At 36.1% G+C, this 21,408-nt stretch carries 19 protein-coding genes and 1 riboswitch; of the genes, 6 read left to right on the forward strand and 13 right to left on the reverse strand.

Annotated features, from left to right (window positions below):
* Positions 1–81: 81 nt before the first annotated feature.
* The 4 genes from IPM62_05665 (at position 82) to IPM62_05680 (ending at position 3,720) form a co-directional block, all read left to right on the forward strand.
* A complete protein-coding gene (locus tag IPM62_05665) occupies positions 82–2,724 on the forward strand; it encodes a cation-transporting P-type ATPase (GenBank protein ID QQS38837.1) in 2,643 nt (880 codons plus the stop codon).
* A 244-nt stretch (positions 2,725–2,968) separates the two neighbouring features.
* The gene (locus IPM62_05670) at positions 2,969–3,259 is read left to right on the forward strand and encodes a GIY-YIG nuclease family protein (GenBank protein ID QQS38838.1); all 291 of its coding nucleotides are present in this window, start codon (positions 2,969–2,971) and stop codon (positions 3,257–3,259) included.
* 51 nt (positions 3,260–3,310) lie between these two features.
* Positions 3,311–3,511 carry a DUF2892 domain-containing protein gene (locus tag IPM62_05675; protein ID QQS38839.1) on the forward strand — a complete coding sequence of 67 codons (201 nt, stop codon included), beginning with the start codon at positions 3,311–3,313 and terminating at the stop codon, positions 3,509–3,511.
* Positions 3,512–3,558: 47 nt separating this feature from the next.
* On the forward strand, positions 3,559–3,720 hold the full coding sequence (locus tag IPM62_05680; GenBank protein ID QQS38840.1) for a hypothetical protein: 162 nt from the start codon (positions 3,559–3,561) through the stop codon (positions 3,718–3,720).
* A gap of 99 nt (positions 3,721–3,819) precedes the next feature.
* Here the strand turns inward: IPM62_05680 and IPM62_05685 are convergent, their stop codons facing one another.
* The 6 genes from IPM62_05685 to IPM62_05710 all read right to left on the reverse strand — a co-directional run bounded on the left by IPM62_05685 (position 3,820) and on the right by IPM62_05710 (position 9,818).
* On the reverse strand, positions 3,820–4,221 hold the full coding sequence (locus IPM62_05685; protein ID QQS38841.1) for a Zn-ribbon domain-containing OB-fold protein: 402 nt from the start codon (positions 4,219–4,221) through the stop codon (positions 3,820–3,822).
* Between the two features lie 5 nt (positions 4,222–4,226).
* A complete protein-coding gene (locus IPM62_05690; protein QQS38842.1) occupies positions 4,227–5,378 on the reverse strand; it encodes a thiolase domain-containing protein in 1,152 nt (383 codons plus the stop codon).
* The gene (locus tag IPM62_05695; protein QQS38843.1) at positions 5,375–6,415 is read right to left on the reverse strand and encodes a hydroxymethylglutaryl-CoA synthase; all 1,041 of its coding nucleotides are present in this window, start codon (positions 6,413–6,415) and stop codon (positions 5,375–5,377) included. Before IPM62_05695 ends, IPM62_05690 begins: the two co-directional genes overlap by 4 nt.
* Positions 6,415–7,611 (reverse strand): hydroxymethylglutaryl-CoA reductase, encoded by a 1,197-nt coding sequence (locus IPM62_05700; protein ID QQS38844.1) that lies wholly within the window; start codon positions 7,609–7,611, stop codon positions 6,415–6,417. Before IPM62_05700 ends, IPM62_05695 begins: the two co-directional genes overlap by 1 nt.
* A gap of 317 nt (positions 7,612–7,928) precedes the next feature.
* Positions 7,929–9,035, reverse strand: coding sequence for a methionine adenosyltransferase (locus IPM62_05705; GenBank protein ID QQS39594.1), 1,107 nt, complete (start codon positions 9,033–9,035; stop codon positions 7,929–7,931).
* Positions 9,031–9,154: riboswitch (SAM riboswitch) on the reverse strand. (Overlaps the previous gene by 5 nt.)
* Positions 9,155–9,284: 130 nt before the next feature.
* Positions 9,285–9,818, reverse strand: coding sequence for a hypothetical protein (locus IPM62_05710; protein QQS38845.1), 534 nt, complete (start codon positions 9,816–9,818; stop codon positions 9,285–9,287).
* Positions 9,819–9,884: 66 nt separating this feature from the next.
* On the opposite strand from IPM62_05710, the gene IPM62_05715 reads away from it, so the two are divergent.
* A complete protein-coding gene (locus tag IPM62_05715; GenBank protein QQS38846.1) occupies positions 9,885–11,096 on the forward strand; it encodes a DUF2130 domain-containing protein in 1,212 nt (403 codons plus the stop codon).
* 66 nt (positions 11,097–11,162) lie between these two features.
* On the opposite strand, the gene IPM62_05720 is transcribed toward IPM62_05715, so the two are convergent.
* Entirely contained in the window at positions 11,163–12,023 is an 861-nt protein-coding gene (locus IPM62_05720) for a nucleoside hydrolase (protein ID QQS38847.1), read from the reverse strand.
* Positions 11,992–14,166 carry an HAD family hydrolase gene (locus IPM62_05725; protein QQS38848.1) on the reverse strand — a complete coding sequence of 725 codons (2,175 nt, stop codon included), beginning with the start codon at positions 14,164–14,166 and terminating at the stop codon, positions 11,992–11,994. The genes IPM62_05720 and IPM62_05725 overlap by 32 nt, the downstream gene beginning before the upstream one ends.
* A 644-nt stretch (positions 14,167–14,810) precedes the next feature.
* Here IPM62_05725 and IPM62_05730 point away from each other — a divergent pair.
* The gene (locus tag IPM62_05730; GenBank protein QQS38849.1) at positions 14,811–15,995 is read left to right on the forward strand and encodes a DEAD/DEAH box helicase; all 1,185 of its coding nucleotides are present in this window, start codon (positions 14,811–14,813) and stop codon (positions 15,993–15,995) included.
* Here IPM62_05730 and IPM62_05735 read toward each other — a convergent pair.
* The 5 genes from IPM62_05735 to IPM62_05755 form a co-directional block, all read right to left on the reverse strand.
* Positions 15,992–17,146 carry an NADP-dependent malic enzyme gene (locus IPM62_05735; protein ID QQS38850.1) on the reverse strand — a complete coding sequence of 385 codons (1,155 nt, stop codon included), beginning with the start codon at positions 17,144–17,146 and terminating at the stop codon, positions 15,992–15,994. The genes IPM62_05730 and IPM62_05735 overlap by 4 nt on opposite strands.
* A 148-nt stretch (positions 17,147–17,294) precedes the next feature.
* On the reverse strand, positions 17,295–17,711 hold the full coding sequence (locus tag IPM62_05740; protein QQS38851.1) for a hypothetical protein: 417 nt from the start codon (positions 17,709–17,711) through the stop codon (positions 17,295–17,297).
* Between the two features lie 14 nt (positions 17,712–17,725).
* On the reverse strand, positions 17,726–18,949 hold the full coding sequence (locus tag IPM62_05745; protein QQS38852.1) for an ABC transporter permease: 1,224 nt from the start codon (positions 18,947–18,949) through the stop codon (positions 17,726–17,728).
* An 8-nt stretch (positions 18,950–18,957) separates the two neighbouring features.
* Complete coding sequence (locus tag IPM62_05750; protein ID QQS39595.1) at positions 18,958–19,653, reverse strand: ABC transporter ATP-binding protein; 696 nt, start codon at positions 19,651–19,653, stop codon at positions 18,958–18,960.
* A gap of 162 nt (positions 19,654–19,815) precedes the next feature.
* A complete protein-coding gene (locus tag IPM62_05755; GenBank protein ID QQS38853.1) occupies positions 19,816–21,294 on the reverse strand; it encodes an efflux RND transporter periplasmic adaptor subunit in 1,479 nt (492 codons plus the stop codon).
* Between the last annotated feature and the right edge of the window lie 114 nt (positions 21,295–21,408).

Raw genomic sequence — 21,408 nt, forward strand, 5'->3', positions numbered from 1 at the left:
TACAAATGAAAAGAATATTTATTTTCATTAATTATTGCTTCTAACTTAAGCATCAAAAAGCCATTCATGATAAAATTTTTTATGGCATACCATGGACTTACCAATCAAGAAGCTTTACAAAAACAAAAAGATTACGGTTTTAATGAAATACAAGACTATTTAAAGATTACTCCTTTCCAAATACTTGTAAGACAAATTAAAAGTAATTACATTATTTACCTCCTAACATGTGCTTCTATTGTTTCATTCATCGTCGGAAAAGATTTCACTGCATATACGATCCTTGCAGTTGTTGCAACGGTAATATTTACAGGATTTATTCAAGAATTCAAAGCGGAAGGTTCGATCTCAGCATTAAAGAAAATGTTAATGCCCATTACCATTGTTATGCGAGATGGTAAAAAAACTGAACTACCATCAAGAGAAATTGTACCCGATGACATCCTGCTTTTGGGAAATGGTGAGAAAATTCCCGCCGATTGCATACTAGTTGATTCGTATGAATTAAAGATTAATGAAGCAGCATTAACCGGCGAGTCGACTGAAGTCACAAAAAGTACACTTAAATCAGATGCATCATCACCTACCGATGAAAATAAGATTTTTATGGGTACGTATATTGTGAATGGAAGATGTGTGGCAAAAGTCCAACACACGGGTATGAATACTAAATTTGGCAGGATTGCACATCTGATTTCTTCAGCAGAGAAATCGTTCCCACTGCAAGAAAAAATAAACTATATCACAAAGTATATGGTGATAATCGCTATCACCATGGCTGGTGCCACAAGTACACTAATGATACTAAGGGCAGATACTCTGGATACGGCAACAATATTGGAAATTCTGGTTCTTGCAATCGCGATTGCCGTATCGGCTTTTCCGGAAGGATTACCTGTCGTACTGATATCAACTCTTGCGGTGGGAGCCAAAAGGATGTCGGAAAAAGATGCAATTGTAAACAGAATGTCAATAATAGAAGCATTGGGCGAAACAACTGTTGTATGCTCGGATAAAACCGGAACTATAACCAGAGGCGAAATGACAGTCAAAAAAATATTTACCGGAGACAATATATATGAAGTTGAAGGAAGTGGATTTGTCGCACACGGAAGAATTTTGAAAGATTCGGTTTCTGTTGATTTGAAAGATTCTCCCGAACTTAGACAATTAATAAAAGCAGGCGTGTTATGTACCGATGCAGAGATTGAACGATCTGGAACCGATAATGAGTATACAACCATTGGTTCCCCAACCGAGGCGGCTTTGTTAGTACTGGGAGCCAAAACTAATATTTTCAAGGAATCATTTAAATCACAAAGGACAAACGAAACACCATTTAGCTCGGAAAGGAAAATGATGTCGGTTCTCCACAAGGAAAACGGTACGTATACAGTATATGTTAAGGGAGCTCCCGAAATTGTATTGGAAAAATGTGAATACTATTTGGCTAATGGTAAAAAGACCAAACTAAAGAAAGACAAGTTAACTGAAATACTCCAAATACAAAAAGGCTTGTCGGGAAACGCTTATCGAACATTAGTCGTAGCATATAAAGATATTTCAAACGCCAATAGTTACAATGAAGATAATTTAATATTTTTGGGATTAGTTGCCATGGAGGATCCTCCACGGGAAAATGTCAAGGAGTCGATAGACATCGCGAAAAGAGCAGGAATTAGAGTTATCATGATAACAGGTGATAACAAAGATACTGCAGTATCAATTGCCCATCAAATCGGTTTAGTCGGAAATGTCATAACAGGAATAGAACTTGACGAAATGTCAGAACGTGAAGTGTCTCTTTCGGTAAAACACACCAGTATATTTGCCCGAGTACGACCTGATCATAAAATAAAAATAATATCCGCTCTCAAATCAAATGGAGAAATTGTCACAATGACAGGTGACGGAGTTAATGATGCACCGGCACTAAAAGCAGCACATGTTGGAGTAGCAATGGGTATTAACGGCACCGATGTTTCAAGGTCCGCGTCCGATTTAATACTTAGAAATGATAGTTTTTCTACAATAATCGATGCTATCGCAGAGGGTAGAAATATATTCAATAACTTACGTAAATTTGTTACATATCAGTTAAGTTGTAACTTTGCTGAACTCATTACAATTTTTGTAGGTGTACTCTTTGCCCCATTTTTCGGCTGGGAAATACCGGTACTTGTTTCGATACAGATTCTTTTTATGAATCTTGTTACCGACAATCTTCCTGCAATTACCCTTGGTCTTAATCCCACCTCGAAAGACATTATGTTGACTCCTCCTAGAAAAGGTTCGAAAATTCTAAACGGGATTCTAATAAAGTTATTAATCGTTACCGGAAGTACAATGGCAGCCTTAACACTTATTGCCTTCTATGTTTCATATAATTTGATTGATTACACAACTCAGACAAGTCGAACTATCGCATTGGTTACATTGATATTACTTGAAATAGTATTTGCTTTTGGTTTTAGATCATTTAGAAAAGCGACATTGACTAGATCACCATTTGTAAACAAATATTTAGTATACGCATCCGCAGTTTCACTAATTCTAACTTTTGCAATTATCTACACACCGTTAAATAAGTATTTTGAAACCGTCCCCGTCACTTTTGCCGGTTGGGCAATTGCAATATCTTTGATGTTACTTGGACTTGTAATCCACGATCTACTCAAGAAATTTAATTTAAGAAACTCAAGATATTTAGAAAGTATAAATTAAGGTAGATTTATTAAGGATGTATCGCTTGATCAGATATTTCAATTTATACTTCGCGAAAAGTACGAGCTGAAAGCGCGGCCAAAGAAAATCGGAGATCATACTTTTCCCTAGAATAGAATACTATGGACTTCCGGGCTGTGGTTCTTTTTTTATTAACCAAAGGGAATGGTTTAATCGTGACAACGCATCATGATTTGTAAATTATATACTTAACTAACTGATATAGAGAGGAAATCGCCGATATATGACTTATTTCGTATACATTCTCAGAACTTCATCTAATACTTTATATATTGGTCAAACAAATGATGTAAGAAGAAGAATTTCAGAACACAAAAAGAAAGGCAAAAAGTCTGCTAAGTACTTGCGATACTTTAAGTCAGTGGAACTTATTCATCAAGAAAAATACAATACTAAAAGTCAGGCTTTAAAACGCGAGGCTGAACTGAAAAAATGGCCAAAAGCAAAAAAAGAGGAACTGTGTAAAAACCGCATCCATGAAGTATTGTCAAATAATGAAAAAGACTTATCCTGATAATGTTGATGGTGTATTATTTAAGTATTAGGTTAGGAGGTGACAATTACGATGAAAATACTTCAAAATGAAAGTAAAGTAGATAGGGGTATACGCATGGTTCTCGGTATGGCTATAGCTTTAGTTAGCTTTACCTATCTGGAGGGAACATTACAACTTATTGCTCTGATAATTTCTTTGGTACTATTAGTAACCGGCTTTACGGGTTTTTGTCTTTTGTACAAATTACTAGGCATTAATACCAAGAAATAATCTAGATAGTATAATTTACTTCGACTTAAGATCTTTTTGGCAGTGGTATGTTTACAAAATACTCAACCCTGTTGAGACACTTACCCGGAAGCGGATTTTTAGTGAGACTTCACGAACTAAAGTCCGTGGTGACTTTTTTCGTCTTCAGCGGTAAGGCAAATCTCTATCGACGCGATAGAACGCGTGGTATTACCGAAAAAAGAAAATAAAAAGAAGCTTTAAAAAGTAAAAATACACAACACCCTTGGATGTAGGAAGAAAAGAATTGATGCGATTGCGTATTTGTATTGGTATTTTTATAAACAGTCTTATTTTACCGGTTTGAATTTTATACCGTATTGAATAATTCCCGAAGTGTCAAAGTCTGATATTTTTCTAAATACCGCCTCGACTTTTGTACCTATTCTCACATCTTTCCTTTTATAATCCGTTAATTGCGACAACATCAGCGGTCCTTTGGTAAGTTTAATTATAACAATCGTATATGGAACAAACTTTTCAAAACCTGTCGGAGCAACATATACCTCACTTAGCGAAATTATTTTTCCGTAGGGTTGTAGTAAATAATCCTTTGTTTTTCCTATAGCTCTACACTTTGGACAAACGGTTTTTGCCGGATAGGTAATTAATTTACACTTCAAACAACATCCCCCAAGAAGTCTATATTTCGACTTCTGCATTCTCCAATTTTTTGGTGGTAAATTGTGCATGTTATTTAAATTCCGAATATACTTACTACACAAGTTGAACCGGAACCTCCTACATTGTGTGTCAATCCGTATCTGACATTAGGTATTTGTCGATCTCCCGCCGTTCCCTCTAGTTGGTGTACAATTTCTATGACTTGTTTAATACCAGTTGCGCCAACTGGATGACCACACCCTTTTAATCCGCCTGAAGTATTAATTGGCAACTTTCCACTAAGTGTCGTTTCGGCATTTCTAATTCCCTTGAACGCCATACCTTTTTCATAAAAACCTAAATCTTCCATCGCAAACACTTCGGCTATAGTAAAGCAATCATGTACTTCGGCAACATTGATATCTTTCGGTTTTATATTTGCTTGTTGGTATGCATTTTTGGCAGCTAATCGAGCCGATTTTAAAGATGTTAGATCCTGTCGATTACATAAAGACAAACTGTCTGTTGCGGACGAAGATGCCAGAACCGAAACCTTCACTTTATTTTTAACAACATTTGTTTCACTAGTTAGTATTACAGCAGCAGCCCCGTCCGAAATTGGCGAACAATCAAAAAGCTTCAAAGGCGAAGCAACAGGTGCACTATTTAACACATCATCAACTGTAATGCTGTTGTGAAAATGCGCGTTTGGATTAAGGCGTGCATTGTGATGATTTTTTACGGCAATAGTTGCCAAATCTTTCTGGGTTAAGCCATACTTATCCATATATACAGTTGCCATTAAAGCATAAAGACCCGCAAAGTTTGCGCCATAAAAACTTTCCACTTCATCGTCGGAAGCTTGCATCAATGCCGCTGTGATATCCGGAGTACTTAAATCCGTCATTTTTTCGACACCCACAACCAAAACCGTTTTGTTTTGTCCGCTTTTTATACTTTCAGCTGCCAATTGGATAGCCGTCCCACCGGATGCACATGCCGCCTCAATGTGTACTGCTTGTACATTAATTCCGAGTTCTCCAGTAACCAATGGACCAAGATGAGATTGTCCTGAGGTTGTTGGAGCAATCATATTGGCTACATAAACTCCGTCAATATCATCGGGCGATAAACCTGCGTCTTTTAATGCAAGAAGTGACGCTTCCAATGCCAATTGTCGAAGCGACTTCGACCACAGCTCTCCAAATTTTGTAATACCTGTACCTGCTACCAATATCTTGTTCATAGTACGATTTTGTTTTTTAATCTTAAATATGATGTATAGGAAATGTATTTCTTGTTGACAAGAAGTGTCGAGGTTTTGGATGCTTTTCTTTGAATTTTAGTCAATTCACGCGTTGTCTCGAAAACAAACGCATCCGATCCGGATCCTGATCCATATGATGTTAACAATATATTTTGCCCTGGTTTAGCTATGTCAAAAACGCTACACAAACCAATCATTGACGAAGCCGAGTAGGTATTTCCTAAATTACCAACCACCAAACCGGCTTTCAATTGTTTTTCGGTAAAACCCATTTTAAGGGCAACGTTACCGGGAAACTTACCATTGGGCATATGAAATACGACATGATCATAATCACTTGGTTGAGTTTTTGTCTTTTCAAGAATGTTTTTTGTAGCCATCATAATATGCTTAAAATATGCAGGTTCACCGGTAAACCGCCCGGCATGTTTTGGACAAGTCTCACCTTCACGTCTCCAGAAGTCGGGTGCGTCCGAGGAGTAAGATAAGGTATCAATTATTTTTACTGCAATATTTTTACGGCCGATGATTATCGCCGCTGATCCGGCTGCAGCGGTATATTCAAGTGCATCGCCGGCAGTACTTTGCGCACAATCAGTCCCGATGGCTAAACCATTTTTAATCATTAGTGACGATACCAACCCGATCACAATTTGCATATTTGCCGTTCCTGCTTTGCAGGCAAATTGGGTATCAATTGCCATATAGTCATTTGTCATTCCAATTGCTTCGGCAACAATCGTTGATGATGGCTTGACCGCATATGGATGTGATTCAGATCCAATATATATTGCACCCACTTCATTTGATTGAATTGTAGATCTTTCAAGTGCTCTTAATGCTGCTTCCACCGAAAGTGTAATCGTATCCTCATCGTAATTCGGTACCGATTTCTCATGTACACCCAAAGCTCTTCCGGGATTCATTGAACTGTTCCAAGCCCTGGCTATATTTTTGGTTTTAATACGCAAGTGAGGAATACTAACTCCGTATCCAACTATGCCAACATTTTTCATCACACTTGTCCTCCTCTTGCGTATTTCATATGTGCTTTAGCCAAATCATTAGATGACAACGCCGCAAGCAAAGATAATTCACCACAAAGAACTGCAGATGCAACTATTTCAGCGAATTTCTTGGCATTAGTTCCTGAAGGTTTACCAGATCCTGCTATACCCATTATTGACAGAGCTTGACTCTGCGATGAAAGATTAGTTCCTCCTCCAATCGTTCCCAATATCAGACTTGGTAAATCAACACTTATATAAAGGTTGCTGTTATCGGCTTCTATGGAAGTCGTTCCCAAAGATCCTTCGACGACATGTGCCAAGTCTTGCCCCGTTGCCGCAAAAATAGCTGCTACTACATTTACATGATGTGCATTTACCCCCATCGCACCGGCTACCTGAGATCCGATCAATAATTTTCGAACATAAACTTCGTATATTTTTTGCGATGTAGTTTTCAGCGTTTTTACGAGAATATTTTTCGGTATAACTACTTCTGCATGGACAGTATGACCCCTGCCATGTAATTTATTTATCCATGCTGGTTTTTTGTCGGTGCACACGTTTCCACTCAACGAAATGCAATTTACTTGTGTTTTTGGTAAAAGAAATTTTCTTATAACATGATCACAAGCAAAGGTTGCCATATTCATCCCCATGGCATCATTGGTATCAAATCTAAATCTTAAATATACATTCCTTCCGGATATATAAGGATCGATGGCGATAAGTTTGATGAATGGTGAAGTCTCGGTAACCAACTTTTCAATCCGTGTAATATTTTTTTGTACAAATTTAATAAAAGCTTGTGCTTCGTTATAACTATTAACACAAAAAACTGGCGCTCGCGTCATTTCACTTTTAACAATAGCAACCGACACTCCTCCCGCTGAAGTTGCCGCTTTACACCCCCTGTTTACACTTGCAACCAATGCACCTTCGGTTGTCGCAAGCGGTATATAATAATTTCCTTGCGCATATTTACCTCTAACGGTTAAGGGTCCGGCAACACCCAGGGGTATATCGACTTTTCCAATTAGATTCTCGCAGTTTTTAGTCGATACATCGTCAACATTAAAACTTGGATTTTCGATACTGTCTAATTTTATATGAAGTTTTTTTTCTAAAACAGACCTTCTTTGGCCCATCGGATCACTTGAATTTATTATATTTTCCGTTGGGGTCTTGTTAACAATTTTTTGCATATTAATATTTTTTCATTATACTCTCACCATTCAACTCTTTCCTTTTCAGTACTTTTTCCTTACAAAGGACACTGTCTGAGGTATATATCTAATTTAATAATGACTTTGCCAACAGAAAACTAGATAAGTTAATTTTTGCCAATATTAATAATCCTCAACGCTTGTTTGCTTCACTCAGTGAAATCGAATAACCCAATATCAGTAATTGGTACCATCGACAAAGAAATGTTAACTTAATTAATTTCTTTAAGTATCACCAAATCGGAACGAATAAGAAAATCTGAAGAAGGCAAAAAAATACTATTTAAATTATTTACTTATCCAATTACTTTCTCCCAAGGAAATATATTTCTACCAAAATGCCCATATGAAGCCGTTTTTAGATAGATCGGATTTCTTAAGTTAAGACCACTTATGATTCCCTCAACTGATGTGTCTAATAACTTATGCATATACATTTTAATTTCTTTTTGTGAAGCTTTTTCTGTTCCGAAAGTTTCCACGTCCTGCATGACAGGTTTTCTCGCACCGATGAAATACGCCAGTCTAACTTCTGCCCTTTGAGCAAGACCTTTAGCCACAATATTTTTAGCAAGAAATCTGGCTGCATATGCTCCGGATCGATCAACTTTTGTTGGGTCTTTACCGCTAAAAGCGCCACCCCCAAGACGGGCATAACTTCCATAACTATCCACTGCGATTTTTCGACCCGTAACCCCCGTGTCCGATGCCGGTCCTCCGATATGCCACACACCTGTTCCGTTAACAATCAAATCTTTTGGAGATATTTCAAATCCATATTTCAATAACACAGGGGAAACGACTTTTTTGTAAATGTCATCTTTTACTTTATTAAGTGCAACTTTAGGAGAATGTGGTACAGCAACCACGACATTTGTTATTCGATATGGTTTACCATTTTTATATTCAACAGTCACTTGGCTTTTTCCGTCAGGACGAAGATACTTCAGTATATTTTTCTCTCTTACTTTATCTAATAATTCACAAAGATTGTGTGCAATCATAATTGGAAGCGGCATAAATACTTTTGTTTCATTACATGCATATCCAAACATCATCCCCTGATCCCCGGCACCTTTTTTATTTACGCCCTGGGCAATTTCGCTTGATTGTTCATGAATATTTATAGAAATATCACTAGCAGGCGAAAAGCCCAATTCCGGCTCAATATAACCTAATCTTTTAATTTGTTTTTTAATTATTTTTTCGTAGTCAACCTTATAGTCGGAGGTAATTTCACCCGCAACAAACACTTTATTAGTCGTCACCATTGTTTCAACTGCTACTCTTCCAAACTCATCTTTTTTGTATACCTCATCAAGAATAGCGTCACTTATCTGATCGCATATTTTATCGGGGTGACCAGCACAAACAGACTCGGAGGTAAATAAATTTTTGGAGATGATTGTTTTTTGTCGACTGACCATATCTTTCCTTTTGGCCGGAATTAGCACCGTGTTTTAAATCGGTTGCTGGGTAGCTTAACAAGCCGGATCTTTAGCTACCTCTCTTGATACCTAAATAAAAATAGCAAATTCCAATCCATTTGTAAATAGCATGTATGTCTAGATACGATAAATACTCCTCACTACAAGTTAGAAATATTCACTTCATAACTTTCCCTGCTCCAGTACGGATTACAATTAATATTTCTAAATTAAGTCAGCCATTTTGTTTATGGCTGCGGAAAAAAGATACGACAATATCCCAATTAATCCAAGAAATAAAATAACCCACCAAATCGTTTTTGCACCAGCAGCCGCCTGTGGTAAAAACAAACTTGTCTCAGTAAAAATAACCAAAGCAACAATACACATAAGTCTGTGTTTATAGGTCCATTGGGGTAAATAATACCTGAGTTTATATTTTTTTCGTAGTGTGGCGTAAACATACGACATAAACCTGCTAATTATCATGATCGCGAATGACATTTTTGCAAAAACCGACAGAATATCCTTCTCGTCATAGACAGTGTCGCGTAAGATGTTTTGAAGGAAAAACTTGACTATTTGAACCGGAAAACCGTGTGACAATTCCAACACTTCTTCATCGGTTGTGTTAATAATTATTATCACAACAAACGCTGCAAATATTACAATCGCAGGGGTTAGTATCATATAACCCAGATAATAGATAAAATATTTTACAAACAATTTTAACATCTCATAAGAGTTTACATTTTTCATATCTGTATTATAAACATATTTAGACTTCATGTAACCCAGGCAAGCTGGTATACTTATTTTTAAAATATGGCAACCAATATTACATGTCCCTTTTGCAACAAACATTTTGAACCAAGTGATGCATACAAACACGAACTTGAAGAAAAATTAATTAGTGATATCAAAGCGAAATATAACGAGGAGCTTATTAAACTAAAGAAAGAAAAACAGGACATTCTTGTCAAAAGCGAAGAAAAATTGGAAGAAGTAAAAAATGAAATTACACTAAAGGCAAGAAAAGATGCGATCAATAAGGTTAGGTTGGAATACGATGCAAAAATTGCCTCCACAAAAGAGGAAAGTAAAGAGCAGGAATATAAAAATAAAGAGCTCCAGGAAGAAATTAAAAAATTATTTAAAGAACTTCGGGAAACAAAAGATACTAAAGATCGTTTAGAAATAGAATTCCAAAAGAAACTATTTGAAGAGCAAACAAAAATCAGAAACGTTGCAAGACGTGAAGTCGAAAATGAATTTAATCTAGAGATTGCCAAGAAAGACAAAAAAATGCAAGATCTTCAAAAACAACTTCAAGAAGCACAACGCAAAGCGCAAGTCGGTTCCCAACAGCTACAAGGTGAATTGCAAGAATTAGCATTTGAGAAATCGCTCACAAGTGAATTTCCGTTCGATAAAATCCGCGAAGTCCCTAAGGGTGTCAATGGCGCAGATATAATCCAGGAAGTGTTTCATAGTTCAGGAACATTTTCAGGGACAATTGTATGGGAAATAAAAAATACCAAAAACTGGTCGAACAAATGGATCGCAAAACTCAAACAAGACAAAAGAATGTTGAAAGCAGATCTTGCTGTCCTTGTCACTACGGCTCTTCCCGAAGGATCTTTGTCGTTTGAATTAATTGATGGAATTCTTGTTACACAACCAGAAATCGCATTAGGTTTAAGCCATTTACTGCGGCAACAAATTATTCAAGTACACGCTGCAAACACTGCAAACGAAGGAAAATCGGAGAAAGCTGAAATTGTATATAATTACTTAATAAGTAATGATTTCAAACAAAGAATAGAGGTATGGGTCGAATACTTCAAAAACCGTCGTGACGAGATCGACAAAGAAAGAGCTTATTATACTAAAAAATGGGAAAAGGAAGATAAAGACATTGTTCGTGTAATACAAAATACCGCCGGGATATATGGTGATTTGCAGGGGTTAATTGGCAATGCATTGCCGAAGGTTAGTTATTTGGAGCTGTCTGAGGGAGATAAGAAATTATCTTAACTAAAATCATCCGAGGTTAAACTCTACTGTCAAGTTCACGTAATATATATTTACTTTATGGTTCGCCTAAGCGTTATTGAAGGTATTTTGAAAGACTAAATCATACAAATACTTATTAAAATCGTCATAGTTGACAGATTTACTTATAGAAATAATATGTCCTCGTGGATTTTCATGTAATACGCCATACTTATCTACTATTACTTTTTTATCCTCAAAGGATACCCATTTACCAAATAAAACACTTAGAGCTAATACATCGTGTAAATAAGATACTGGATATTTGTATTTAAACCATTTTTTATAATTATCTAAAATCAATCTATCTCCTTTATCTTTCGAATCAGTTAAATATTTTATTAACCAATGATTATCATCAACCGCCAAGGACGGATTAATGGTTATATCCGATACAACTATTTTTAGCCGTTTACACTTTCGTAAAACCCTTTTAACTGCAGATACGTCATTTTTTGCGTTTGCTTCCGAAGCACCAAAATTTTTCTTCCAGGATGAAACCATAGCTAGTACGAGTATCCTTTCTACGTCTCTAGGGTATTTTTTTATTAATTCGGATACATTTGTCAAACATCCCGAGCTCACAATAATCGTTAAATCCTTATTAATAATCAGTTTATGAAGCTCACTTAACATAAAATCCGAATCTACATTCTTACAATCATTACATATTTTAAAGACAAAATTATTTCCACACCCTCGTTCAAAACCTGCAAATGTTGAAATATTCTGATTTGTTAATTGTAAATACTTATCTAATAACAATTTTCTATTTTGACCTATTTCGTTTGAGGTAATTATCACATCCGGAATTACTTTTGTAAGTCGAAGAAAGTGTAGCATTGCCATATCATCGGGATCATAACCAATATCAGTACTAATCACCAACCCGATATTTTTCTTCCTCATAAAATTTCTTCCATATCTTCAAGTTTTTTTCTTCTTCAATATACTCTCCAGGATACAACAACCTTACCGGTACAGCTTTTGCTTTGTACGCAGCCACCCAATCGACCTCATTATTTCCCACAAACGCAAACTGCTGTGGAATAATACCCAATTTATTAACCAACCTCAATACCGCTTGTTCACTGGGTTTTTTAACATTTTCCTCGCTTGATACCAAAACGTTATTAGAGTTAATTATATTACCAATATTACACTTATCAATGATTCTCATCACGAATTCTTTTGAATAGTGCGTATTAGTAAATATTGCAATTTGTATTCGTTTCTTCTTGAGATTTTTCAACATTTTTATTAATCCTTTCCTGGGTTTTGTAAAATTTATTTCCATTTGCATTTCTTTATCAAGTAGCATTCTGGCTAATTTTGGAGCAACATTTTTTTCAACACCAGCCTTCCTAACAACTTCTTCAATAATCATTATATAATCTATCTCTTGGTACGCAATTTCTTTTGCCTTTTTTTCTTTTCCCCACAATTCCTTTAAACCGCTACTAAACAAATTATATTTATTTCCAAGTTGAAAATATTCAAATACTTTTTTATGTGTGTTGTGAATACTATTAGACCGTAAATTCTTATTCAAACCTGGTCTTTCCACTAAAGTCTCATAGAGATCAAACCCGACACCTTCAATTATTTTATGATCATGTAAGTTTACCAAGTATTCTTGAAGTTCATTGAAATTTATAAATGTCCTTTCGCATTGCATCAAGCTTAAGTTGATTATCTTCTCTGGTATATACGGACCGTTTAGCTTATACTTGGAGTCTTTTCCCAAAAACGAATCGGACACCGGACTAACTGCAAGTGCTTCTAAAGTCAAAAACTTTTCATACCTAATATTATTATCTTTCGCCCATTTAATATTTGCATAGACTGCAACAAAATCCAGATCAACGTTTTTCGTTAGATGTTTTTTCAACCATTTTCTGAACTTATCATATGTCTCAAATTTTCCAACCGAATCGTCCATCAACATAATTTTGTTAGCATTATTTATTTTATTAACAAGTTGTTCATTGGGCTCGATGTCAATTGCATTATTCTCACTCTTTAAATCGGCAATTTCGGACCTTCTAAGAGGTCTCATTTTTACAATTCTTGTCAATACGTTTATTATTTCGATGTTATCACAATGTACATGAACTCGAGATTGTCCCAAATACTTTGCAAGGTACTCTCTGTTTTGAAACACATAACGTAATGCCATGGCGACATCGATACCACCATACAAAGGTGCTAAAACCAAATCTACATCTTCCAATCTTCTTGTTTTAAAAAAGACATGTAATGCAAATAGTAAGCTTATGGGCGATGCCGCTTCTCTGTGACTTCGTATTAAATCAAGTTCTGGATAATTTTCGACAGTCTCTACAGTTGTTAGTAGATCTTTAATCAATGATTCCAATCGGTATTGAATATTTTTTTGATCAAGATTGGTTTTTGTAATATCCAAGAGGAGAAACAAATCAAAATACTCTTTGTATAGCATATTGAGTAGTTTATTATAGTCATCATTTTGCACTGAATTAGTCAAGGCACTTTTGCATGCAATTAAGTAATATGCCACCACAACGTCATTGATTATGTAAAATAGTGATGCCAATTTGGCTAGCCACTCGCTTACATTAGAGGGTTTAAAATCATCGAGAAATACAAGAATATCACCATCTTCAGTGAGGTTATTCCTCAACATCGAAAGCGCGTGAATACCATTTGGACCCCATTCAAATTTTCCATCAAAATTGTAAAATTTCGGTCCTCTCAGTGCAACAAAACGTTCAGCGCCTTCTCTTGTGTGTAAGTCACTACTCTCTGACGAATTGTTCAGCCATATTTCGCGGTCTACCACAGGCATAATTCTTTCACTTAAGAAATATTTCCTTAGCCAATCTGGCAACTCCGCGAATGACTTTTTATCGATAATGGGACTACCGTCTATTAAAAACAAATCACCTGTTATCGAATTAATTTTCTCTGGTACACTAAAGGTCTGTTCCACCCGCTTATCGATTATTGCCTGCCAATAAATCAATTTTTTAGACATAATCTTCTCCACATCACAGTATTTGTATTTTTTCATACTATATTAATAATTTTTGTCGCTTAAACGCGTAACAGCTTCGCATACTTCTCGCACTTTTAAAAGAAGTTGGGGTTACATTTTATACTAAGGAAGTTTATATGCAAACAACTAATATATAAAAGAGTCATGTTGTTGAAATTACATATTCAATCAAACTATTAAAAATTTCTTTTCACAATAATATAAATAATATATATTACTTTATTGCCATACCTCGTCTTAATTTATGTGATATACTGAATATATAAATACTGATCCGAAACTGAAAAATCTCGTAGACAGGCTTGTCAAAAGAGGGGGTAGGGTTGACGCTTTTTATCTTCGTAACCAAAACAAAAACAAGCATGCTATTGTTTACTTAAACGGGTGGATTGCAGGCAAAAACATCCGTGAGGCACTGCAAAAAGCATTGTTAAAATAGTCCGTATTTTTAGACTAATTTGATAATTAGTAAATTCAGGTGTATAATAAAGATGTATTTCTAGATTGAAAGAATTACTTCTTAAAAAATTATAATATTTTAAGTTTTGTTAGATAAAAGATACCCCAAGTTTTTAAACTATTATATTTGTATCTTTACTTCCTAAACCAATATCTTATTTTAAGGTAATAATTATCTTTCAATCTTAAATACTATTTATATGCATAACTATCGACAAAGAAATAGAGGAAGAAATTCCGGTAATTTTCGTGGTAATCAAAACGGACCACGCCGAACGGTTAAGTCATTTAATCCTTCCGGCATGGTAAATTCGCCGCAAATACCCAGTGAAAAACAAAGTGAGTACGTTGCTAAACATTCGTTTTCTGATTTTGATATATCCAAGGAATTGAAACGCAATGTATATTCAAAAGGTTACAAAATACCAACCCCCATCCAAGACCAAGCAATCGAACCAATTCTTTTGGGTCGTGACTTTGTTGGTATTGCCAACACCGGAACGGGGAAAACAGCTGCTTTCCTTATTCCTTTAATAAACAAAGTCCTTGTCGACCGTCATCAGCAAATATTAATTCTAACCCCGACACGTGAACTTGCAATTCAGATAAGAAATGAATTTTTGGATTTCTCGGAATATCTTGGACTGCATTCATGTTTGGCAATCGGTGGAGAAAATATCAAAAGACAAATTCGCGATTTAGACTATAATCCGAATTTCGTTATTGCAACACCTGGAAGAATTATAGATTTACTGAATTCAAGAAAAATTAAACCGAGAAACTTTTCTACAGTTGTTCTTGATGAGGCAGACAGAATGGTGGATATAGGCTTTATTAAAGATATTAAATATATTATTTCTTTGTTACCGTATAAACGTCAATCATTATTTTTCTCAGCAACCATGACAGACGATGTACAAAAAGTATTAAGGGACTTTGTACGTAATCCAATTACCGTATCGGTAAAAAAAGCCGAAACAGCAGAGAATGTATTGCAACAAGTAATAAGCATTCAAAACAACAATAAGATAGACATATTACACAAATTACTTGTCAGCAAAGACTATGAAAAAGTTTTGGTATTTGGCCGGACGAAACATGGAGTCCAGAGACTTTCAGATGATTTGGTTAAAAGAGGGTTTAAATCAGGAGCAATACATGGAAACAAAAAACAAAATCAACGCAACAAAGTACTAGACTTGTTCAAACGCAATGAAATAAAAGTTCTTATAGCTACAGACGTAGCGTCCCGCGGACTTGATATTCCAAACGTCAGTCACGTAATCAATTACGATCTCCCTGAATCAAAAGAAGCATATATTCACAGGATTGGAAGAACCGGAAGAGCAGATCAAAAAGGTGTTGCAGTTACTTTTGTCAATTAAACAGTACTTCTTTTTATAGCTACTTTGTAAACTGCGGACGACACTTTCTCAACCACACCCACGTCAAACGGGCCTGGAATAATTTTGTTCGGTGTGGGATTTTTTACCATTGAAGAAAGAGCATGGGCTGCCGCTATTTTCATATCCATCGTAATTCTTTTAACTTTGGCATCCAGTGCGCCTTTAAATATTCCCGGGAAAGCCAATGAATTGTTTACTTGGTTGGGAAAATCGGATCTACCGGTCGCGACAATAAAGGCACCTGCTTTTTTTGCATTCTCAGGCAGTATCTCAGGGATGGGATTTGCCAATGCAAATACAATTGCTCTATCTGCCATTAGTTGTATATCATTGTGACTAATTAAATTTGGACCCGATACTCCAACAAAAATATCAGCCCCCTTTATTGCATCACTAAGTTTTCCTGTTATATTATTTTTATTCGTTAGTTTTGCAAGTTCCTTCTTGTGAATATCTAAATCATTTCTTTTTATCGATAGTATTCCTTGTCTATCCAAAACTAAAATGTCTTGTACTTTATTAACAAATATTTTAGCGATCGCGTTTCCCGCTGCACCCGCTCCCAAAATAACCACCTTGGTTTTTTTAATATCTTTTTTTGCAACTTTTACGGCATTGATAATTCCGGCTAATACAACGACCGCAGTTCCATGCTGATCATCGTGCATTACAGGTACTCCAATATTTTGAAGGGACTTCTCTATATCAAAACACCTAGGGGCTGAGATATCTTCCAGGTTTATAGCTCCAAACACAGGAGAAATATATTTAACTGTTTTAATGATTTCATCGGGGTCTTGTGTATCTAGACATATAGGAAAAGCATCAAGATTCGCGAATGTTTTAAAAAGAACCGCCTTTCCCTCCATAACGGGAATAGCTGCCTTAGGACCAATATTTCCAAGTCCCAGTACCGCAGATCCGTCGCTAACAATTGCTACTGTATGCGCTTTAATTGTGTAATCAAATACTCTATTACTATTTTTAGCAATTTCTTTTGAAACCTCACCAACACCCGGTGTATAAACCAGACTCATGTCTCTTTTGGTTTTAACCGGGGTTACAACACGTGTTGCCAATTTACCCTTGTATTTTTTGTGCAGAGATAGTGATGCCGTTTTATATTCCATGAATGAGATTTTACTGCAATATAAATAAAACATCTACCCGACAAATACCGGCAAAACTATTGCAATTTAGTAATTTCTAACATGCTTATTATGATAATTAATTTGCAACTCGCCAACAAAATTAATAATCTCCTAGTAGTTAAGTGGGTTAGAAATCGCGAAAACTGCTTGCCCCAACAGAAATCGATGTTGCGTTTATGGTACCACTATCCGCTTTCGTTCCAATAACCATTACGCTTTCACCGACGGCAAGATCGTCTTTTGACCCTTGCGATGTTTTATTTATCACAGTTGAATCGGAGAATACTACAATATTGTTGCCATCTTCAGACTTTACTGTAAGTGTATTATCATCCCCGTTAATAATTTCACCTGCTATCGGTCTATTGAATTGACCATTGTCGCTTCTTGCCTGCATTCCATTCGGTCTATTTACGCCATCTGGAAAATTACGACCGGATACATTTGTCAATTTACTTTTTTGGTACTGCATTCCTCCGACAAAAGCTAAAGTCCCAACTATTATTACCGATGTAAATATGAGTAAAATATTTTTCTTCATCATCTTTTATCACCCCCTTATTCATATCTCAACGCTTCAATGGGTTGTAAATTTGCTGCTTTTTTTGCGGGATACCATCCGAATACTATCCCAATTCCAACAGATACAATAAATGCCAGAATTACCGACTGCCATGAAATCACAAATACAGAATTGTTAGTTGTAGAATAAACAAAAAAACCAAATATCCCGGATATTATTCCAATCACGCCACCGATAAAAGTCAAAATTATTGCTTCAACCAAAAATTGCTGGATTATTGTTTTATTTTTTGCACCTATTGCTTTACGTAATCCTATTTCTCTTGTTCGTTCTGTAACAGACATTAACATAATATTCATTATTCCGATTCCACCCACCAATAATGAGATTGCTGCAATTCCTGTCAGCATACTTGTGAAAGTTCCAGTTACCGCTGTCGCCGTTTCCAGAATATCCGCCTGGGACATAATCCTAAAGTCCGCATTATTAACATCTGAAATATTATGTCTATCCAACAGTAGATACCCAACTTCATTTTGCGCTTTGGTCATTACATCCTCGCTTTTTGCCTCAAGTGCTATTGATGTTAAATTTTTTACACCAAATACTTGTTTCTGAGCAGTGGTTAAAGGAATATATATGCGGTCGTCTTGATTATCCATACCGCTTACACCTTTTGATTTAGTTACACCGATAATTTTAAAGTTCTTACCATTAATTCTAATTGTTTGTCCGATTGAACTAACTCCCTCGCCAAATAAATCTTCTTCCAAACTTGGCCCTATAACAGCAACTTTAGATATGCTAGATAAATTTTGTTCGGTAATAAAATTCCCCAATGAAAGTGTCAATTTTCTTGTATCAGCGTAAATTGGCTCTACTCCAATAACTTGGGTATTAGCATTATTCCTGCCAGCAACAACTTGAGCTCTCGCTGAATACTCCGGCGAAACACTCTTTATCGTCGTTATTTGCGAAGAATTACGAATCGCCGAAGCATCTTCATTGGTCAAAGTAGTAGCTCCCCCTACGGCTCCTCGAACATTTCCGGATGTCGAAAAACCGGGAGTAATTGTTAATAAATTTGACCCTATTGATTGAATTTGAGACTGAACCGAAGCCTTACTTGCTTCACCCATAGAAATTAAAGTAATTACACTTCCTATTCCAATAACAATTCCAAGAATAGCCAATCCAGACCTCATCTTGTTAATGATCAAGTTTTTAAATCCATTTCTTAAGAGTTTGAATAATTTCATTGTATTATTTATCTCACAATACGTTGCCGATGGTCTGTACTATCTTTTATAATTTTTCCGTCTAATATATGTATTATCCGTTTAGCGTGTTCGGCGATTTCCTTTTCGTGAGTAATCATGACGATCGTATGTCCGCTATTATTTAATTTTTGAAATATTTCCATAATCTCTTCGGCTTGTTGTGATGCAATGTTTCCCGTGGGTTCATCAGCCAGAATTATTGCCGGTTGCATAACAAGTGCTCGAGCTATAGCGACTCTTTGTTGTTGTCCACCTGATAGTTTATTGGGGGGATAACTAACACGATCTGACAAACCAACCAATTCAAGCATCTTACTGGCCCTTCTCACCTGTTCATTGTATTGAATATCGGCATAATCCATCGGAAGCATTACATTGTCAATTGCTGACGTGCGAGGTAAGAGGTTATATGCTTGAAATATAAACCCAATTTTTTTATTCCTGGTTTCTGCAAGTTCATCGTCAACCAATTTCGATACATTTTGTCCATCTAGAATATATTCACCTTTTGAAGGTAAATCTAAAACGCCAAGTATGTGCATAAGAGTCGATTTTCCACTACCGGATGGTCCCATGATGGCAACAAACTCTCCCCTTGCTATCTCCATCGTAATATTTGCCAATACTTCTGTCTTAATATCACCTGTCTGATATGATTTTGATACATGCTTTATTGATATGATTGGTTTCGTCATATTAAATACGTACTGATGCTATTTGTTAGGTATATTTACTCATGGTTTGTTTATTTCAGTAAACTGTCGTCGCATGCGTTTTATATAAAATAGATGTCACATATATTTTGAAAATTTAGCAACGTGGTGAATACGAAATCGCAACTATTGTCAAAAGCCGGGAGGGCTACCGGCAGGCATTGATACTCCACCACTTCGCCCTGTGTTACTTGATCCTGATCTTCCAATACCGCTAAATGGAGAAGTAGTGTTTGTATCACTTGTTTCATTAATCGAAGTTGTTGCGACAATTACTTTGACTCCCTCAGCTAATCCGGTAAGAATTTCTATGTGAGTATCGTTCTCTAATCCCGTTTCAACAACTACATCTTTCACACCACTTTCTTCAAGCACTTGTACAATACCTTGCCCATTAGTCGTTTGAACCGCGGTAAGCGGCACAACAATTTTTCCAGTTGAAATCCCCGTGATAATCTCGGCATTAACCGCCATATTTGGATATATTTCCAAAGAAACGGGATCAATAAGTACTGAAACAGGATACGAAGTTACACCTGATGAAACACTTCCGCTAGTTATTACGGCCAAAACTTTCCCTGTAAACGACTTGTCCTCATAAGCATCCAGGGTTAAATTTACTTTTTGGTTAGCTTTAACATTGACAATGTCTATCTCGGTCAGATTAACTGTCGCGATAAGCTGTCCCTTTGGGTTACTAATTTTTGCAGCTGTTTGACCTTCCACTATAGTCGCACCATTAGTCGTACTCGTTGATGTACTGGCTGATACAATAATACCTTCGGCTAATGCCAAATCGGTAATAACCCCATCTGAAGGCGCAATTATGGTTGCAGAATTTTCCTGATAATCTTTGAGTGCGGTTACAATTTTCGCATTAGCGCTGACAATGTCGGCATCCGAGTTTTTATACCGACTCTCCGCAACACTAAAGGCAAGTCTTTTTTGATCAAGCGTTTTAGTAATAATCATACGTTCATTGTCTGTGTATACTTCGCGGGTCAAGGGATTTGTGTTATCGCTGGTCATATCGTCCAATGCTTCTTGGGCATCCAACACTTCCTGTCGGGCGTTCCACATTGCAATATCTGCCAACGACTTACCGTTTAATACTTCCAAGTAGTTTTCCTGTGCTTCTAAATAAGCTACCCATGCGGTAGACTGACGTTCTTTTGCGTAATCATCCAGATTAACCTCGGCAATTTTTTGACCTTTTGCTACAGTATCTCCATTAACAACATAAACCTTACTTACTACACCGGAAGTTTTAGTTGTGACATTTGTGTAATTTCCCGAAGTAATCGTTCCGGTAGCTGAAATTGTGCTAATCAAGTTACCAGTGCTTGCGATCTGTGTCTCGTAAGTAACGCTTTCCTTATTTGCTGCACCAACAAAATGTTTAATCAATAGAACACATAAAACAATCAGCATTATTGCAATGAGCTTTATTTTCCATGAAGATTGTTTTCCCCAATAAAAACACTTTATTACTTTATCTTTGATGTTTAAGAGGGTGAATTTTCTTCGTGATTTTTTTGCAATATCTCGACGTCTTTTTTTGTTACTTTGCTTTTCTTTTTCCTTGTTTATATAAACTTTACTTTTGGACATGATTTATTCTAGATTTTGTTTCTTAAGATTAACTTAAGTCCTACTTACCAAGACTTAGAAATAGTTACCTTTGTACTTCTGGTGTTTAAAGTTGGTGTGTTTAAACCCAACAAT

This window comes from Candidatus Woesebacteria bacterium (genome assembly GCA_016700095.1).
Classification (GTDB): Bacteria; Patescibacteriota; Microgenomatia; order UBA8517; family UBA8517.